Origin of the sequence: Kitasatospora sp. HPM-01-4, from assembly GCF_051374625.1 — a bacterium.
Taxonomy (GTDB): Bacteria; Actinomycetota; Actinomycetes; order Streptomycetales; family Streptomycetaceae; genus Kitasatospora.
On the sequence record NZ_JBPQGP010000005.1, the window covers coordinates 5,368,127 to 5,383,535 of the forward strand.

Consider the following 15,409-nt stretch of genomic DNA (forward strand, 5'->3'; position numbering starts at 1 on the left):
GCGTGGCGGAGCGGCGGAGCTGACTGAATGGACCTGCGGGGAGCGCAGTCGAACCCTGCCGTGGTTGGATGCGGTCGTAGCGTGGAACACCGGATGCGGGGCCGCCCGGCTCCCGGGGGCGTTCCGGCTGCGGCCACCGGTCCGGTTCACCGGTTCGGTGGCGGATATCGGCTCCGCGCAGGCCCCGCCCCGGGGGCCCGGACTTCCGGGCGGGCACCGGCGGTACTGGCGGACGACAACGGCAGGGACGGAACGTGAGGATCTTCCACCGCGCACGGCATCGGCCGTCGGCCACCTGGCGGCAGACGACCGACCGGGCCTTCACCCTGATCGGTGACGGCCGCTACGAGGACGCGGGGGCGCTGCTGGTGATGGCGGCCGACCTGGAGCCGTGGCTCTCCGACTCCTGGTTCAACCTCGCACTGCTGCACAAGTTCCGCCGGGACTGGGACCAGGCGCGCAGCGCCGGTCTGCGTGCCGTCGCGCTGCTCGACCGCGAGCAGGGCGCCCCCGACTGGTGGAACCTCGGCATCACCGCGACCGCGCTCCAGGACTGGCCGCTCGCCCGGCGCGCCTGGCAGGCGTACGGCCTGCGGCTGCCCGCCGGTGCCGCGCTGGACAGCCCGGTGGAGCTGGACCTCGGCACTACTCCCGTCCGGCTCTCCCCGGAGGGCGAGTCCGAGGTGGTCTGGGGCAGACGCCTGGACCCGGCGCGGATCGAGGTGCTCTCCATCCCGTTGCCGTCCTCGGGCCGCCGCTGGGGCGAGGTGGTGCTGCACGACGGTGCGCCGCACGGCGAGCGGGTCACCGACGGGGTGGCGTACCCCGTCTTCGACGAGATCGAGCTCTGGGCGCCCTCGCCGGTACCGACCTTCGTGGTGCTGCTCCAGGCGGCCACCGCCGCGGACCGGGACGCGCTGGAGCGGCTGGTCGCCGACGCCGGCTACGCGGCCGAGGACTGGACCTCCTCGGTGCGGCTGCTCTGCCGGGCCTGTTCGGAGAGCCGGATGGCCGCCGACGACGGCCACACCCACCACCACGACCCGCACGACGACGGGGACTTCGACCACCCCGGCCACCTCAGCCACCTCAGCGGCAGCGGCGGGATGTCCTGGCTGGCCGAGCGCGAGTGCGGGATCGCCGCGCCCGCCGGGCTGGTCCGCCGGCTGCTCGACCGCTGGGTCGCCGGCTCGCCGGGGACCAGGGCCTACCGCGACCTCGAAGAGGTCTGCTGAGCAAGGACGGTGCCGGGCAAAGGCGGTAAGGACCCGGAGAGGGTTCGGGCCGTACTCTTGAGCGGTAAACCCAAGTGATCCACGGAAGCGGAAGCGACGATGGCGGAGCAGCACAACCACGAGCACGACCACGACCACGAGCACGAGGAGCCTGCGGTCACCAAGGTGATCGGTGAGGTGCCGGACCTCTCCAAGGCCGAGGCCCGTCCGATCACCGTGGTCGGCAACCCCGTTCTGCACCGTGAGTGCCAGGACGTCACCGCCTTCGACGCCGAACTGTCCGCGCTGATCGACGACATGTTCGCCTCGATGTACGCGGCCGAGGGCGTCGGCCTGGCGGCCAACCAGATCGGCGTGGACCTCAAGGTCTTCGTCTACGACTGCCCGGACGACGAGGGCGTGCGCCACATCGGCCACGTCGTCAACCCGGTCCTGGAGGAGTTCCCGGCCGACCGCCGCCGGGTCCTGGACGACGGCCACGAGGGCTGCCTCTCGGTCCCCACCGCCTACGCCGAACTCCCGCGCCCCGACTACGCCGCGGTGAGCGGCCGGGACAAGGACGGCAACCCGGTCCGGGTCGAGGGCACCGGCTTCTTCGCCCGCTGCCTCCAGCACGAGACCGACCACCTGTACGGCTTCCTGTACATCGACAAGCTCTCCAAGCGCGCCCGCAAGGACGCCCTGAAGCAGATGGCCGAGGGAACCCCCAAGTACGCGACTGTGTCCAACGACTGACGGTACGGCGAAGGCCGGTACGGACGGGAGTCCGTACCGGCCTTCGTGCTACCGGCTTCTGCGCGAGCGGCCTAGAAGTCGTCGTCGAAGGAGACCGAGCCCTCGACCGCGACCTGGTAGGCGGAGACCCGGCGCTCGAAGAAGTTGGTCAGCTCCTGGACGTTCTGCAGCTCCATGAAACCGAAGGGGTTGGTGGAGCCGTAGCGGATCGGCAGGCCGAGGCGGGCCAGGCGCTGGTCGGCGACGGCCTCCAGGTACTGGCGCATCGACTCGGTGTTCATGCCGGCCAGGCCGTCACCGCACAGGTCACGGGCGAACTGGAGCTCGGCCTCGACGGCCTCCTCCAGCATCTCGGTGACCTGCTGGGCCATCTTGTCGTCGAAGAGGTCGGGCTCCTCCTCGCGGACGGTGTCCACCACGGACATCGCGAAGTCCATGTGCATGGACTCGTCGCGGAACACCCAGTTGGTGCCGGTCGCCAGGCCGTGCAGCAGGCCGCGGGAGCGGAACCAGTACACGTAGGCGAAGGCGCCGTAGAAGAACAGGCCCTCGACGCAGGCCGCGAAGCAGATCAGGTTCAGGAGGAACGCGCGGCGGTCGTCCTTGGTCTGCAGCGAGTCGAGGTGGTCGACCGCGTTCATGTACTTGAAGCAGAACTTGGCCTTCTGTGCGATGGAGGGGATGTTCTCCACCGCCGCGAAGGCCGCCGCGCGGTCGTCCGGGTCGGGCAGGTAGGTGTCGAGCAGCGTCAGGTAGAACTGGACGTGCACGGCCTCCTCGAACAGCTGCCGGGACAGGTAGAGCCGGGCCTCGGGGGAGTTGATGTGCTTGTAGAGGCTGAGCACCACGTTGTTCGCGACGATCGAGTCACCGGTGGCGAAGAAGGCGACCAGGCGGCCGATCAGGTGCCGCTCGCCCTCGCTCAGCTTGGCGAGGTCGGCGACGTCGGAGTGCAGGTCCACCTCCTCGACGGTCCAGGTGTTCTTGATGGCGTCCCGGTACCGGTCGTAGAACGACGGGTAGCGCATCGGGCGCAGGGTCAGCTCGAAGCCGGGGTCGAGCAGCATCTTGCGCTCGTCGTTGCTGGGCGCGGGGGTACTCACTGGCAAGCCTCGCAGGACTCGGGGTTCTCCAGGGAGCAGGCGATGGCGGCGGCCTGCTCCTCAGCGGTCATGGTGGGGGAGGGGATGTTCACGGCGGCGGAGCGGGTCGCGGCCTGGGCGATCCGGGTGGCCGGGCGGGAACGCAGGTAGTAGGTGGTCTTCAGACCGACCTTCCAGGCGTACGCGTACATCGAGCTGAGCTTGCCGATGGTGGGCGCGGCCATGAAGAGGTTCAGCGACTGGCTCTGGTCCAGGTACGGCATGCGGGCGGCGGCCAGGTCGATCAGCGCGCGCTGCGGGAGCTCCCACGCGGTGCGGTAGAGCGAACGGACCTCGGCGGGCAGCCAGTTGAAGTCCTGGACCGAGCCGTTGGCCTCGCGCAGCGCGTCCCGGGTCTGCTGGTCCCAGACGCCCAGCTCCTTCAACTCCCGGACCAGGTACGGGTTGACCTGGAGGAACTCGCCGGAGAGGGTCTCGCGCTTGAACAGGTTGGAGACCTGCGGCTCGATGCACTCGTACACACCGGCGATGGACGCGATGGTCGCGGTCGGCGCGATGGCGAGCAGCAGGGAGTTGCGCAGGCCGGTCTCGGCGATCCGGGCGCGCAGCGCGTCCCAGCGCTCGGTCCACTGCGGAGCAGCGTCGAAGTGGTCGATGTGCAGCTGGCCGCGGGCGGCGCGGGTCTCCGCGTACGCCTCGTGGCGGCCGAACTGCTCGGCCAGCTCGCTGGAGCGCTCGTACGCGGTGAGCATGATCCGCTCGGCGATCAGCGTGGAGAGCTGCTTGGCCTCGGCGGAGTCGAAGTCCAGCCGGAGCTTGAAGAAGACGTCCTGCAGGCCCATCACGCCCAGACCGACCGGCCGCCAGCGGGAGTTGGAGGTGCCGGCCTCGGTGGTCGGGTAGAAGTTGATGTCGATGACCCGGTCCAGGAAGGTCACGGCGGTGCGCACGGTGGCGTCCAGCCGCTCCCAGTCCATCGCGTTCAGCAGGTCGCCGGCGGTGGCGCCGTCGGCCACGTGCGCGCCGAGGTTGACCGAGCCCAGGTTGCAGACCGCGGTCTCGGAGTCGTCGGTGACCTCCAGGATCTCGGTGCAGAGGTTGGAGGAGTGCACCGTGCGGCCGGGCAGCGCGGTCTGGTTGGCGGCGCGGTTGGAGGCGTCCTTGAAGGTCATCCAGCCGTTGCCGGTCTGGGCCAGGGTGCGCATCATCCGGGCGTACAGGGTCTGCGCCGGGACGGTGCGGACGGCCTTGCCCTCGGCCTCGGCCTTGCGGTAGGCGGCGTCGAACTCGGCGCCCCACAGGTCCACCAGCTCGGGGACGTCGGCGGGAGAGAACAGCGACCAGTCCTCGTTGGCGTTGACCCGGCGCATGAACTCGTCCGGGATCCAGTGCGCCAGGTTGAGGTTGTGGGTCCGGCGGGCCTCCTCGCCGGTGTTGTCGCGGAGCTCCAGGAACTCCTCGATGTCGGCGTGCCAGGTCTCCAGGTAGACGCAGGCCGCGCCCTTGCGGCGGCCGCCCTGGTTGACCGCGGCGACCGAGGAGTCCAGGGTGCGCAGGAACGGGACGATGCCGTTGGACTTGCCGTTGGTGCCCCGGATCAGGCTGCCGCGCGAGCGGATGCGGCTGTAGGAGAGGCCGATGCCGCCGGCGTGCTTGGACAGGCGGGCGATCTGCGCGTAGCGGTTGTAGATCGAGTCGAGGTTGTCCAGCGGGGAGTCCAGCAGGTAGCAGCTGGACATCTGGGGGTGCTTGGTGCCGGAGTTGAAGAGCGTCGGGGAGGAGGTCAGGTACTCCAGGCGGCTCATCAGGCGGTACAGCTCGGCCACCTCGGCCACCGACTGCTCGCTGTCGCCGACCGCCAGGCCGGCCGCGACGCGGAGCAGGAAGTGCTGCGGGGTCTCGATCACCTTGCGGGTGATCGGGTGGCGCAGCAGGTAGCGGGACTGCACGGTGCGCAGGCCGAAGTACTCGAAGCGGTCGTCGCCGGCCAGGTCGACCAGGGCGTCGAAGGCCGCGGCGTGCTTGGCGACCAGGGCGGCGGTGTCATCGCCGATCAGGCCCTCGGTGTGGCCGACGGCGATCGAGGCGGAGAAGGAGATGGCGCCCTGGCTGATCGCCTCGTCGGCGATCTCCATGGCGAGCAGGCGGGCCGCCAGCTTCGAGTACTGCGGGTCCTCGGCGATCATCGACGCGGCGGCCTCCACGGCCAGCCCGCGCAGCTCGGCGAAGTCCGAGCCGGCGTGGCGGCCGCGCAGCGCGGCGGCGGCGACGTGGCCGGGGTCCACCTGGGGGAGGTCAACGCTGCGGTCGGTGAGGAGCCGAAGCAGTGCCGCACCGGGGTCGGTCTGGGTGGTGGCGGCTGAACCCTGGGAAGGCAGGGCAACTGAGGCAGCGATGGTCAAGGCGCTTCTCTCCTGGCGGCGGCGTCGGATGAGGGTCGTATCCGGGTCGACGTGAGCGCAGGGAGGCACAGCGCGCCCGGAAAACCGGCGCGCTCTCTACCCCCTGGCCCACCCGCGAGGCCCGGACGTACTGCGGTGCTGCAAGGCATCTGCGGGGAAGCCATGTGGCACGCCGTCGGCAGGTAACCGGACTTGCGGGCGCTTGGAGAGCCGCCCGCTCACCGCTGCGGGGCAGTCCCGGACTCGCACCGGGTTCCCCTGCTTCGACAGCGAGAGCGAGCATACATGTTGTGGCGGTCCGACGATGCGGCACCACATGTAGTGCCGTGTGTCGCGGCCGGGCCAACCCTGCGGTTGTGCGGGAGGGGTGCTCAGAAGGTGATCGAGTACACCATGAGGTCGGTCCCGGGGGCCGGCGCCCAGTCCCGTTCGGGGGTCCGGCCGAAGCCCAGGCGCTCGTAGATCCGGTGCGCCGCCTTCATTCTCGGGCGGGTCGAGAAGGCCATCCCGGCCAGTCCCAGCTCCCGGCAGCGGTTCATCGTGGCACGGACCAGGGCCTCGCCGGCACCGCGTCCGCGGGCGGCGGCGCCGACCGCCAGCATCCGGATCTCGCCCTCGTGCGGCTCGGCGATGTCGGCCCACTCGGTACCGCCGACCGCGAGGGTCACACAGCCGAGGACCTGGAGGCTGTCCGGGTCGAGCGCGACGAAGAGCTCGGCCTCCTGGTTGCGGCGCCCGGCGTCCCGGAGGAGCTGGACGTAGCCGCTGTCCGGGGAGGTGTGACCGTCGCCCACGAACGCCTCGACCGTGACGTCACCTGCGGCTTCGAGGTCCTCTTCGAGAGCGCGGCGGATGAGGATGCCCATCCGGACAGTGTGCCCGACGGGAGGGCGGCGGCGGCAATCAGGGTGGTGGCGGGTCGGGTGGCGGCGGGCCGGGTGGAGGCGGCGGGCGGGACGGTCGAGGGGCGGGCGGCGCCGGACCGCGGCCCCGGCGGGAAGGCGGAGGCGGCCGGCATGGTGCCGTACAGGCGGTCGGGAAGAACCGGAGCCGCCGGGTGGTTGGGGCCTTCGTGACTGCCATCGGGACCGCCGCCGTGACCGCCTCCTGGGCCCCGCCCGCCGTCGCCCGGGCAGGGCAGCTCACGGCCGATGAGGAAGCCGAGCAGTCCGAAGCCGCCGGTGGCGCCGATCAGGCCGAGCGAGGTCGCGAGGGTGTCGGGGGTCATGGCCTCCAGCCTGGTCCGCGCGGGCCGGCGCCACGAGTGGCAGAAACGACCGGTTGCGTCGAAATCCTGCCAACCCCTGGCAGGCCGGGGAGCGGCCCTGCCGTCCGGGGAGGAGCCGCGCGGGCGGAACCGCGCGGGGCGAGGGCGCGTGGAAGGACCGGGGAGACGAGCGAGGCGGGAGGGAGCGGGACGGGGGCGCACGTACGGCATCCCGGCCGGATGCTGGGGAACGTCGCCGCCGTGGTGCTGGAGCCGGTCCACCCGTTCGAGCTGGGCGTCGCCGCCGAGCTGTTCGGGATCGACCGCAGTGACGACGGGCTGCCGGTGTACGACTTCGCCCTCGTCGCCGACCGCCCGGGGCGGCACCTCACCCACGCCGGCTTCGGTCTGGACGTCCCGTACGGGCCCGAGCGGCTGGCCGAGGCGGACCTGATCGTGGTCACCGCGGTCGGCCGGCGCGCGGAGTACCCGGCGGAGCTCATCGAAGCACTGCGCGCCGCGGTCGAGCGCGGGGCGCGCGCGTTGTCGATCTGCACCGGCAGTTTTCTGCTGGGTGCCGCCGGGCTGCTGGACGGGCGCCGCTCCACCACGCACTGGAAGCACGTCGAGGAGATGGCCCGGCGCTTTCCGCTCACCACCGTCGAGCCCGACGTGCTCTACGTGGACGACGACCCGGTGATCACCTCGGCCGGGACGGCGGCGGGGATCGACGCCGGCCTGCACCTGATCCGCAAGGTGCAGGGCGCGGAGGTGGCCCGGGGGATCGCCCGGCGGATGGTGGTCGCCCCGCACCGGGAGGGCGGGCAGGCGCAGTTCGTCGACCGGCCGGTGCCGGTCCGCGACGCGGACTCGCTCGGCGGGCTGCTCGACTGGCTGAGCCGCCACCTGGACCACGATCTGACGGTCGATCAGCTGGCCGCCCGCGCCCATATGTCACCCCGCACCTTCGCCCGCCGCTTCCAGCAGGAGACCGGTACCACCCCGCACCGCTGGATCACCAACCAGCGCCTGCTGCTGGCCCAGCGCCTGCTGGAGAACACCGGCGAGTCCGTGGACGCGGTCGCCGCCCGCTGCGGCTTCGGCAACGCGGCCGCCCTCCGGCACCACTTCGGCCGCTGGCTCGGTACGACGCCGCAGGCGTACCGCCGTGCTTTTGCCGGGAGTTGACCGAGTACGGAGCCTCTCGCCCCGGGCCCGCCGGGCGCGGGCCGCGCCTTCGCGCCCGGTACCCCGAGGGCGCGCACCGGTCCGGGGAGCCGGCGGTGCGCGGATCAGGTCAGGTGGGCGACCGAGTTCCAGTGTTCCGCGCGGAGCCGGCCGCAGTGGGAGCGCCAGAGGCTGGTCGAGCAGTTGTGCACCGCGCACAGTTCCAGCAGTTGGGGCTCGGTGAGGCGGTCCAGGACGTAACGGAGCATCAGGACCGTGCAGTCGTGTGCCACCACCAGCACCGGCCGGCCGTCCTCCTCCTCGCAGAGGTCGCGCAGCAGGCTGCGCACCCGCAGCGCGACGTCCAGGAACGATTCTCCACCGGGCGGCCGGTAGTAGAGCTCGCCCATCTTGCGGCGGCGGGCGGCCTCGGCGGGGTGCTCCTTCTCGATCGCGGCGGCGGTCAGCATCTCCAGGACGCCGAGCTCTCTGTCCCGCAGCCGTTCGTCGTACCTGACCGGGAGCCCGTCCGGCGCCGCGCCGAGCCCGGTGGCCTCGGTGAGCGCGATCCGGGCGGTCTCGGTGGTGCGCACATAGGGCGAGCACCAGACGGCGCGGGGGCGGTCGGCGGCCGGCAGCTGGGCCAGCCAGCGGCCGAGTTCGCGCGCCTGGCCCCGGCCGTGCGGGGAGAGCGGTATGTCGGCGTCCCTGGTGGTGATCGGGACGGTCAGCGCGCCGGTCTCGGCGGCGAGCCGGAACTCGACGTTGGCGGTGCTCTCGCCGTGCCGGGTGGCGATCAGGACGGAGGGCAGCGGCCGCGGGGGCGCTGCGAGGCGGTGTCCGTTGAGGACGCCGGTGAGTTCTGCCATGGCCGTTCTCCCCGTTGGTGTCCGTGACTCGGTGGGCAGGCACGAGCCACGCACACTCCATGGTCGCGCCTGGCCGGCAGTAGGGCCCGCGGTGTCGCGTGCCCCGTCGCCGGTCGGTCTCAGGTCGGATTGCGCCGCAAAAGATCGCGCCGCCACCCCAGTGTTGACGGAGGTGACGGCGCGATCACAGGGCGCACGAGTCGGCGCCGAGTGCGCCTGTCCGGATCAGTGCGCCGCCACGGGCACCGGGGCGTCCTCCAGAGCCTTGTCCCCGACCTCGACGCTGTAGTCCGCCCTGCTGGTCTCATCGGTGCCCTCGGGGGCCTTGACGGCGCGCAGGACGAGGGTGAGCACCACGGCCACCAGCAGGTTGAGCACGAAGGCGGTGAGCCCGATGTACCCGATCTCGCCGATCCCGGGGATCGCCGCGGAGCTGCCGCCGAAGTGCTTGGTGGCCGGCGAGGGGATGCCGTACGCCTTCCAGGTGCCGTACACCATGCCGACGGCCCAGCCGGCCAGCAGCGCCCAGCGGTGGAACCAGCGGGTGAAGAGCCCGCTGACGACCGAGACGAAGGTCTGCAGGATCCACAGGCCGCCGAGCAGTTGGAGGTTGATCGCGAGCTGCTTGTCCATGCCCAGCACGAAGACCAGCGCGCCGACCTTCACCAGCAGCGAGGCGATCTTGGCGACCCTGGTCTCCTGTGCCGGCGTGGCGTCCGGCTTGAAGAACTCCTTGTAGATGTTCCGGGTGAACAGGTTCGCCGCCGCGATCGACATGATCGCCGCCGGTACCAGCGCACCGATCCCGATCGCGGCGAAGGCCACGCCGGTGAACCAGCTCGGGAAGAGGCTGTCGAACAGCTGCGGCACGGCCAGCTGGGCGTTGTAGCCCTTGACGCCCTTGCCCATCCCGGCCGCGATGGCCATGAAGCCGAGCAGCGCCAGCAGCCCGAGCATCAGTGAGTAGGCCGGCAGGATCGCCATGTTCCGGCGCACGGTGTTGCGCGACTTGGCGGCCAGCACACCGGTGACGGTGTGCGGGTACATGAACAGCGCGAGGGACGAGCCGAGCGCCAGGGTCGCGTACGCCCACTGCGCGTCCGGGCCGGTCACCATCGAGCCGACCGGCTTGTGGGTGACCGGGCTGACCGCGCTGAACTTGGCCGCCGCCGTGTCGAAGATGTGGCCGTACCCGCCGAGGCGCATCGGGAGGTAGATCACCGCGACGATGATCACGATGTACACCAGGGCGTCCTTGACGAAGGCGATCAGCGCCGGCGCCCGCAGGCCCGAGGAGTAGGTGTACGCGGCCAGCACCGCGAAAGCCAGGAACAGCGGCAGGTCCTTCATGAACCAGTTGCCGCTTCCGCCGACCCCGAGCGTGTCCAACACGGCCTGGATGCCGACCAGTTGCAGTGCGATGTACGGCATGGTGGCCAGGATCCCGGTCAGCGCGACGGCTAGCGACAGCGCTCTGGAGCCGTACCGCCCGCGCACGAAGTCCGCCGGGGTCACGTACCCGCGCACCCGGGCCACCGACCACAGCCGGGGCAGGAAGAGGAAGACCAGCGGGTACGCGATGATCGTGTACGGCACCGCGAAGAAGCCCGCCGCACCGGTGCCGTAGACCGCGGCCGGGACGGCGATGAAGGTGTACGCGGTGTACAGGTCGCCGCCGAGCAGGAACCAGGTGATCCAGGTCCCGAAGGACCTGCCGCCCAGGCCCCACTCGTCCAGGTGCAGGGCGTCGTCGGTCCGCCGCCAGCGGGCGGCCAGGAAGCCCATCACCGTCACCAGCGCGAAGAAGAGCACGAACACCACGAGGGCCGTCACATTGACGCCGTTCCTCATCGCGGCTCACCGCCCCGGGCGGCCCGGCGCCGCTGCTCGTCGCGGTTCAGCAGCAGCAGCGCGGCCCCGGTGAACAGCGCCGACACCGGGATCCAGAGGATCTGGTACCAGTAGAAGAACGGCATGCCGCCGAGCGCCGGTGCCGGCTTCGCGTACGAGGAGACCCAGAGCAGCGCGACCACCGGCACGGCCAGGCTGATTCCGGCGAGCACCCGTTCCGGGGTGACCGGGGGCAGGGCGCCCGGCGGCGCTCCGGCATCGGGCTTCGGTACTTCGGACGACATGTGCGGCTCCCGCTGATGAGGGGTCACCTCGTCGGCGCCGCAACGCACGAGGCCGTGCGACCGCCGAGCGGCACCGCCGGTGATCGGCAGTCAGTACGGCAGCGAAATGTAGCCCCGGCAGTGACCTGTGTCACTACCCCCGACCGAAGATCCCGAATGCCGGACGCCCGGTGGGACGCCGCCCCGCCCCCCCCGGGGCCGGTCACGCCGGGCGCTTGAGCCGGGTGATGAACTTGTAGCGGTCGCCGCGGTAGATGGAGCGGACCCACTCCACCGGTGCGCCCTCGGCGTCGAAGGAGTGCCGGGAGAGCTGGAGCATCGGCAGGCCGAGGTCGGAGCCGAGCAGTCCGGCCTCGCGCGGGGTGGCCAGTGTGGTCTCGATGGTCTCCTCGGCCTCGGCCACCGTGACCCCGTACACCTCGCGCAGCGCGGTGTAGAGGGAGTTGTGCTTGGCCAGGTTGCGCCGCAGCGCGGGGAAGCGCTTGGCGGAGAGGTGGGCGACCTCGATCGCCATCGGGTCGCCGTTGGCCAGTCGCAGGCGCTCGATCCGCAGCACCCGGCTGCCGGGCTTGATGTCCAGCAGCGGGGCGAGGTGCTCGTCCGCGTTGACGTAGCCGATCTCGATCAGCCGGGAGGTCGGCTCCAGGCCCTGGGCCCGCATGTCCTCGGTGTAGGAGGTGAGCTGCAGGGCCTGGGCGACCTTGGGCTTGGCGACGAAGGTGCCCTTGCCCTGGATGCGCTCCAGGCGGCCTTCCACCACCAGCTCCTGGAGGGCCTGGCGGACGGTGGTGCGGGAGGTGTCGAACTGGGCGGCGAGCGCCCGCTCGGGCGGGACCGGGGTGCCGGCCGGCTGGGTCTCGGTCAGCTGCAGCAGATGGCGCTTGAGGCCGTAGTACTTGGGGACGCGGGCGGTCGGGTCGGCCGCTACTTGCGTCGGCAGGCTCTTCGCCTGGGCGTCGCTCACCTGGGCAGTGCTGCCCCCGTCGCTGGTCATCGGCCGTATCTCCTGCTACTTGCGGGGTCGTCCCTGACCCCACTGCCTCGTTAACGGCACACATCGTTGCACGTATGTCCGGTCGACGGGGAGCTCATCACGCGATGAACGATGCGCGGTGTCGGCTTGGTAACGGGTGGTCCCGATTGCTCCGGCCACCGTTGACACACCCATTGGTCTAGGCCAAGCTCCAGGCAGTTGGTCTACACCACTGCAGACCACTCAGAGAATTCCCACCCCCTTCCCATGGGTTTGCGACACCAGTTCCTGCCGTTGTGTTCCGGTATGTCGCCCCCCCGTGGGGGCATCCCGGGCATCCCTCAGGAGGATGGCGTAATGAAGCGTCAGCTCATCGCGGCGGTAGGCGTCGCAGCTATGGTCGTCGGCCTCTCGGCGTGTGGTTCGGACGCCAAGAAGGGCGGCGGCGACAGCGCCGCTCCCGGTAGCCTCACCGTCTGGCTGACCGTCGACGCCCAGCAGAACTGGCCGGACCTGGTGAAGTCCGCCGACGACCAGCTGGCCGCCAAGTACCCCGGGATCAAGATCAACCACGAGTACTACTCGTGGAAGGACAAGAACCCGAAGCTGGACTCGGTGCTCGCCACCGACCAGGTGCCGGACGTGGTGGAGATGGGCAACACCGAGATGCTGCCCTACATGATCAAGGGTGCGCTGGCCGAGCTGGACACCTCGAAGTTCGAGAACAGCGGGGACTGGCTGGACGGCCTCAAGGCCTCCGCCACGTACAACGGCAAGACCTACGGCGTCCCGTACTACTCGGCCGCCCGCGTCGCCACCTGGCGCAAGGACATCGCCGCCGACGCCGGGGTGAGCGACACCCCGAAGACCTACACCGAGCTGACCGCCGACCTGGACAAGATCCAGGCCAAGCAGGGCGACAAGTTCTCCGCCTGGTACCAGCCCTCGCGTGACTGGTACACCGCGATGTCCTTCGTCTACGACGCCGGCGGCGCGATCGCCAAGCAGGACGGCGGCAAGTGGAAGGCCACCCTGGAGAGCCCGGAGGCGATCAAGGGCCTGAACGCCTGGAAGGACGCCCTCGGCAAGTACATGCACGGCGACCTGACCAAGGACGACTCCGACCGCTACATCGTCTACGGCCTGGGCCAGTCCGCCATGATCTACGGCGCCGGCTGGGAGGGCGGCTCCGCCGCCGACCCGAAGTTCGACAAGACCGGTGGCACGCTCAAGGACAACCTGGTCAGCTTTGTGATGCCCGGCCCGTCCGGAAAGTCGCTGAGCAGCTTCATCGGCGGCTCCGACCTGGCCGTCCCGGTCAAGTCCAAGGCCAGGACCGCCGCCTCGGAGTGGATCAACTTCTTCACCGACGCCAAGGCGCAGGAGGCCCTGATCAAGGCCGGCAACCTGCCGAACAACAAGACCCAGCTGGCCCCGCTGAAGACCGACCCCAAGGTCGGCCCCTCGGCCCAGTCGGCCGAGAACAACTGGTTCGTGCCGACCGCGCCGGGCTGGCTGCAGGTCGAGAAGGCGAACATCCTGCAGAACGCCCTCCAGGACATCGCCCAGGGCAAGAAGACCGTCGAGGCGGCGGCGAAGGACATCGACGGCCAGATCGACGCCGTCATCAACAACGCCTGAGAAACGGACCCCAGCCCGCCGGCCCCCTCGGTACCGGAGGGGGCCGGCGGGCCCCGGCCGTGAGGGCCCCCGAGAACCCTGCCAGCGCCAGGCGTAGCCGAGGAGCACGTGATGAGTGCCGAGACATCCACCGTGGAGGTGCCGCCGCAGCGGCCCTCGTCGACCAGTACGGGAGCCGGCGCGGCCCGGCCGGTGAAGCGGGGCGGCCGCTTCTCGGGCCAGGCGGCGCCCTGGCTGCTGCTCGCCCCGACCCTGGTCGTGCTCGCCGTGGTCCTCGGCTACCCGCTGGTGCGGCTGGCCACCCTGTCCTTCCAGAAGTTCGGCCAGTCCCAGCTCTGGGGCTTCCAGCCCACCGAGTGGGTCGGCTTCCAGAACTTCACCACCGTGCTCGGCGACGGCACCTTCTGGGACGTGGTGCTGCGCACCATCCTGTTCGCCGCCGGCGCGGTGGTGTTCACGATGGTGCTCGGGATGGCGCTGGCGATGCTGCTGATGCGGGTCTCCGGCTGGGTGAAGACGCTCATCAACATCGCCCTGGTGGCGAGTTGGGCGATGCCGATCGTGGTCGCCGTGACCGTCTTCAAGTGGATGTTCGACACCGACTACGGTGTCGCCAACTGGCTGCTGAGCCGGATCCCCGGCGTCGACTTCGACCACCACAACTGGTTCATCGACTCCACCCAGGGCTTCACCATCATCATGGCGCTGGTGGTCTGGGGCGCCGTCCCGTTCGTCACGATCACCCTGCACGCCGGCCTCACCCAGGTGCCCAAGGAACTGGAGGAGGCCGCGCGGATGGACGGCGCGGGATCGGTCAAGGTCTTCCGCTACGTCACCCTGCCGGTGCTCAAGCCGATCATCGTCATGCTGGCCACCCTCTCGGTCATCTGGGACATGGGCGTCTTCCCCCAGGTCTTCCTGATGCGCGGCGGCCACCCCGAACCCGAGTACCAGCTGCTCACCACGTACTCGTACGACAAGGCGTTCGTGGTCAACGACTACTCCATGGGGTCGGCCATCGCCCTGCTCACCGTGCTGCTGCTGCTCGGCGTGATCGCCGTGTACATGCGGCAGATGCTGAAGATCGGAGAGGTCGAGTGACGACCGAAGCGAAGCGGCCGCGTCCCAAGGGCCGTGCGCTCTACAACCTGATCGGCCTGCTGGTCGCCGCGGTGATGGGCTTCCCGGTGTACTGGATGGTCAACACCGCGCTGAAGCCGGCCAAGGACTCCATCTCGCCCACGCCGAAGTTCCTGCCGTTCCCGCTGTCCCTGGAGAACTTCCACCGGGCGCTGCAGATCTCCGACTTCTGGGGCCCGGTCACCCGCAGCCTGATCATCGCGAGCTCCACCGTGGGCATCGGCCTGGTGGTCGGCCTGCTGGCCGCGCTGGCGATCTCGCGCTTCGCCTTCCGCGGCCGCAAGGTGGTCATCGTGGGCATCCTGACGGTCCAGATGGTGCCGCTGGTCGCGATGATCATCCCGGTCTTCCTGCTGCTCAACGACCTCGGTCAGTACAACAAGCTGACCGGCATCATCCTGACCTACCTGACCTTCGTGCTCCCGTTCACGGTGTGGACCCTGCGCGGTTTCATCGTGAACATCCCCAAGGAGCTGGAGGAGTCCGCGATGGTGGACGGCTGCACCCGCACGGGCGCCTTCATCCGGGTGGTCTTCCCGCTGCTCGCCCCCGGCCTGGTCGCCACCGCCATCTACGGCTTCATCCAGGCGTGGAACGAGTACCTGTACGCACTCCAGCTGCTCAGTCAGCAGAACACCACCGCCACCGTCTGGCTCGGCAACTTCACCACCACCCGCGGCACCGAGTACGCGCCGATGATGGCCGGTTCGACCATGATGGCCGTCCCCGTGGTGATCTTCTTCCTGCTGGTCCAGCGCCGTATCGCCTCCGGCCTGACGGCCGGCGCCGTGAAGGGGTGACA

Annotated in this window: 13 protein-coding genes and 1 riboswitch; of the genes, 6 read left to right on the top strand and 7 right to left on the bottom strand. The window is 70.3% G+C overall.

Annotated features, from left to right (window positions below):
- Positions 1 to 254 precede the first annotated feature (254 nt).
- Together ACSMTC_RS23405 and def are read left to right on the top strand one after the other, a co-directional pair.
- Positions 255 to 1,235 (top strand): tetratricopeptide repeat protein, encoded by a 981-nt coding sequence (locus tag ACSMTC_RS23405; RefSeq protein WP_436561671.1) that lies wholly within the window; start codon positions 255 to 257, stop codon positions 1,233 to 1,235.
- Positions 1,236 to 1,334: 99 nt separating this feature from the next.
- Positions 1,335 to 1,970, top strand: coding sequence for a peptide deformylase (gene def / locus ACSMTC_RS23410; protein ID WP_436561672.1), 636 nt, complete (start codon positions 1,335 to 1,337; stop codon positions 1,968 to 1,970).
- 71 nt (positions 1,971 to 2,041) lie between these two features.
- Here def and ACSMTC_RS23415 read toward each other — a convergent pair whose 3' ends face one another.
- The 3 genes from ACSMTC_RS23415 to ACSMTC_RS23425 all read right to left on the bottom strand — a co-directional run bounded on the left by ACSMTC_RS23415 (position 2,042) and on the right by ACSMTC_RS23425 (position 6,341).
- Positions 2,042 to 3,037: a ribonucleotide-diphosphate reductase subunit beta gene (locus ACSMTC_RS23415; RefSeq protein WP_436564787.1), complete on the bottom strand. Its 996-nt coding sequence runs from the start codon at positions 3,035 to 3,037 to the stop codon at positions 2,042 to 2,044.
- A 32-nt stretch (positions 3,038 to 3,069) separates the two neighbouring features.
- The gene (locus ACSMTC_RS23420) at positions 3,070 to 5,469 is read right to left on the bottom strand and encodes a ribonucleoside-diphosphate reductase subunit alpha (protein WP_436564788.1); all 2,400 of its coding nucleotides are present in this window, start codon (positions 5,467 to 5,469) and stop codon (positions 3,070 to 3,072) included.
- Positions 5,470 to 5,635: 166 nt separating this feature from the next.
- Positions 5,636 to 5,793, bottom strand: a riboswitch (cobalamin riboswitch).
- A 53-nt stretch (positions 5,794 to 5,846) separates the two neighbouring features.
- Complete coding sequence (locus tag ACSMTC_RS23425; protein ID WP_436561673.1) at positions 5,847 to 6,341, bottom strand: GNAT family N-acetyltransferase; 495 nt, start codon at positions 6,339 to 6,341, stop codon at positions 5,847 to 5,849.
- A 581-nt stretch (positions 6,342 to 6,922) separates the two neighbouring features.
- Here ACSMTC_RS23425 and ACSMTC_RS23430 point away from each other — a divergent pair.
- Complete coding sequence (locus ACSMTC_RS23430) at positions 6,923 to 7,870, top strand: helix-turn-helix domain-containing protein (RefSeq protein WP_436561674.1); 948 nt, start codon at positions 6,923 to 6,925, stop codon at positions 7,868 to 7,870.
- 104 nt (positions 7,871 to 7,974) lie between these two features.
- Here the strand turns inward: ACSMTC_RS23430 and ACSMTC_RS23435 are convergent, their stop codons facing one another.
- The 4 genes from ACSMTC_RS23435 to ACSMTC_RS23450 all read right to left on the bottom strand — a co-directional run bounded on the left by ACSMTC_RS23435 (position 7,975) and on the right by ACSMTC_RS23450 (position 11,847).
- Positions 7,975 to 8,718: a histidine phosphatase family protein gene (locus tag ACSMTC_RS23435; RefSeq protein ID WP_436561675.1), complete on the bottom strand. Its 744-nt coding sequence runs from the start codon at positions 8,716 to 8,718 to the stop codon at positions 7,975 to 7,977.
- A 225-nt stretch (positions 8,719 to 8,943) separates the two neighbouring features.
- Complete coding sequence (mctP, locus tag ACSMTC_RS23440; protein WP_436561676.1) at positions 8,944 to 10,569, bottom strand: monocarboxylate uptake permease MctP; 1,626 nt, start codon at positions 10,567 to 10,569, stop codon at positions 8,944 to 8,946.
- Positions 10,566 to 10,853, bottom strand: coding sequence for a DUF3311 domain-containing protein (locus ACSMTC_RS23445; protein ID WP_436561677.1), 288 nt, complete (start codon positions 10,851 to 10,853; stop codon positions 10,566 to 10,568). Before ACSMTC_RS23445 ends, mctP begins: the two co-directional genes overlap by 4 nt.
- A 202-nt stretch (positions 10,854 to 11,055) precedes the next feature.
- Positions 11,056 to 11,847: a GntR family transcriptional regulator gene (locus ACSMTC_RS23450; protein WP_436561678.1), complete on the bottom strand. Its 792-nt coding sequence runs from the start codon at positions 11,845 to 11,847 to the stop codon at positions 11,056 to 11,058.
- Between the two features lie 336 nt (positions 11,848 to 12,183).
- Between ACSMTC_RS23450 and ACSMTC_RS23455 the strand changes: the two genes are divergently transcribed.
- From ACSMTC_RS23455 to ACSMTC_RS23465, 3 genes are all read left to right on the top strand, one after another.
- The gene (locus ACSMTC_RS23455; protein ID WP_436561679.1) at positions 12,184 to 13,467 is read left to right on the top strand and encodes an extracellular solute-binding protein; all 1,284 of its coding nucleotides are present in this window, start codon (positions 12,184 to 12,186) and stop codon (positions 13,465 to 13,467) included.
- Between the two features lie 111 nt (positions 13,468 to 13,578).
- On the top strand, positions 13,579 to 14,568 hold the full coding sequence (locus ACSMTC_RS23460) for a carbohydrate ABC transporter permease (protein WP_436561680.1): 990 nt from the start codon (positions 13,579 to 13,581) through the stop codon (positions 14,566 to 14,568).
- Positions 14,565 to 15,407, top strand: coding sequence for a carbohydrate ABC transporter permease (locus tag ACSMTC_RS23465; RefSeq protein ID WP_436561681.1), 843 nt, complete (start codon positions 14,565 to 14,567; stop codon positions 15,405 to 15,407). Before ACSMTC_RS23460 ends, ACSMTC_RS23465 begins: the two co-directional genes overlap by 4 nt.
- Positions 15,408 to 15,409: the final 2 nt, after the last annotated feature.

Excerpts from the sequence above, each read along its gene's own strand:
- def (WP_436561672.1), top strand. The coding sequence starts at position 1,335 with ATGGCGGAGCAGCACAACCACGAGCACGACCACGACCACGAGCACGAG.
- ACSMTC_RS23415 (WP_436564787.1), bottom strand. The coding sequence starts at position 3,037 with ATGCTGCTCGACCCCGGCTTCGAGCTGACCCTGCGCCCGATGCGCTAC.
- ACSMTC_RS23425 (WP_436561673.1), bottom strand. The coding sequence starts at position 6,341 with ATGGGCATCCTCATCCGCCGCGCTCTCGAAGAGGACCTCGAAGCCGCA.
- ACSMTC_RS23430 (WP_436561674.1), top strand. The coding sequence starts at position 6,923 with ATGCTGGGGAACGTCGCCGCCGTGGTGCTGGAGCCGGTCCACCCGTTC.
- ACSMTC_RS23435 (WP_436561675.1), bottom strand. The coding sequence starts at position 8,718 with ATGGCAGAACTCACCGGCGTCCTCAACGGACACCGCCTCGCAGCGCCC.
- mctP (WP_436561676.1), bottom strand. The coding sequence starts at position 10,569 with ATGAGGAACGGCGTCAATGTGACGGCCCTCGTGGTGTTCGTGCTCTTC.
- ACSMTC_RS23445 (WP_436561677.1), bottom strand. The coding sequence starts at position 10,853 with ATGTCGTCCGAAGTACCGAAGCCCGATGCCGGAGCGCCGCCGGGCGCC.
- ACSMTC_RS23450 (WP_436561678.1), bottom strand. The coding sequence starts at position 11,847 with ATGACCAGCGACGGGGGCAGCACTGCCCAGGTGAGCGACGCCCAGGCG.
- ACSMTC_RS23455 (WP_436561679.1), top strand. The coding sequence starts at position 12,184 with ATGAAGCGTCAGCTCATCGCGGCGGTAGGCGTCGCAGCTATGGTCGTC.
- ACSMTC_RS23460 (WP_436561680.1), top strand. The coding sequence starts at position 13,579 with ATGAGTGCCGAGACATCCACCGTGGAGGTGCCGCCGCAGCGGCCCTCG.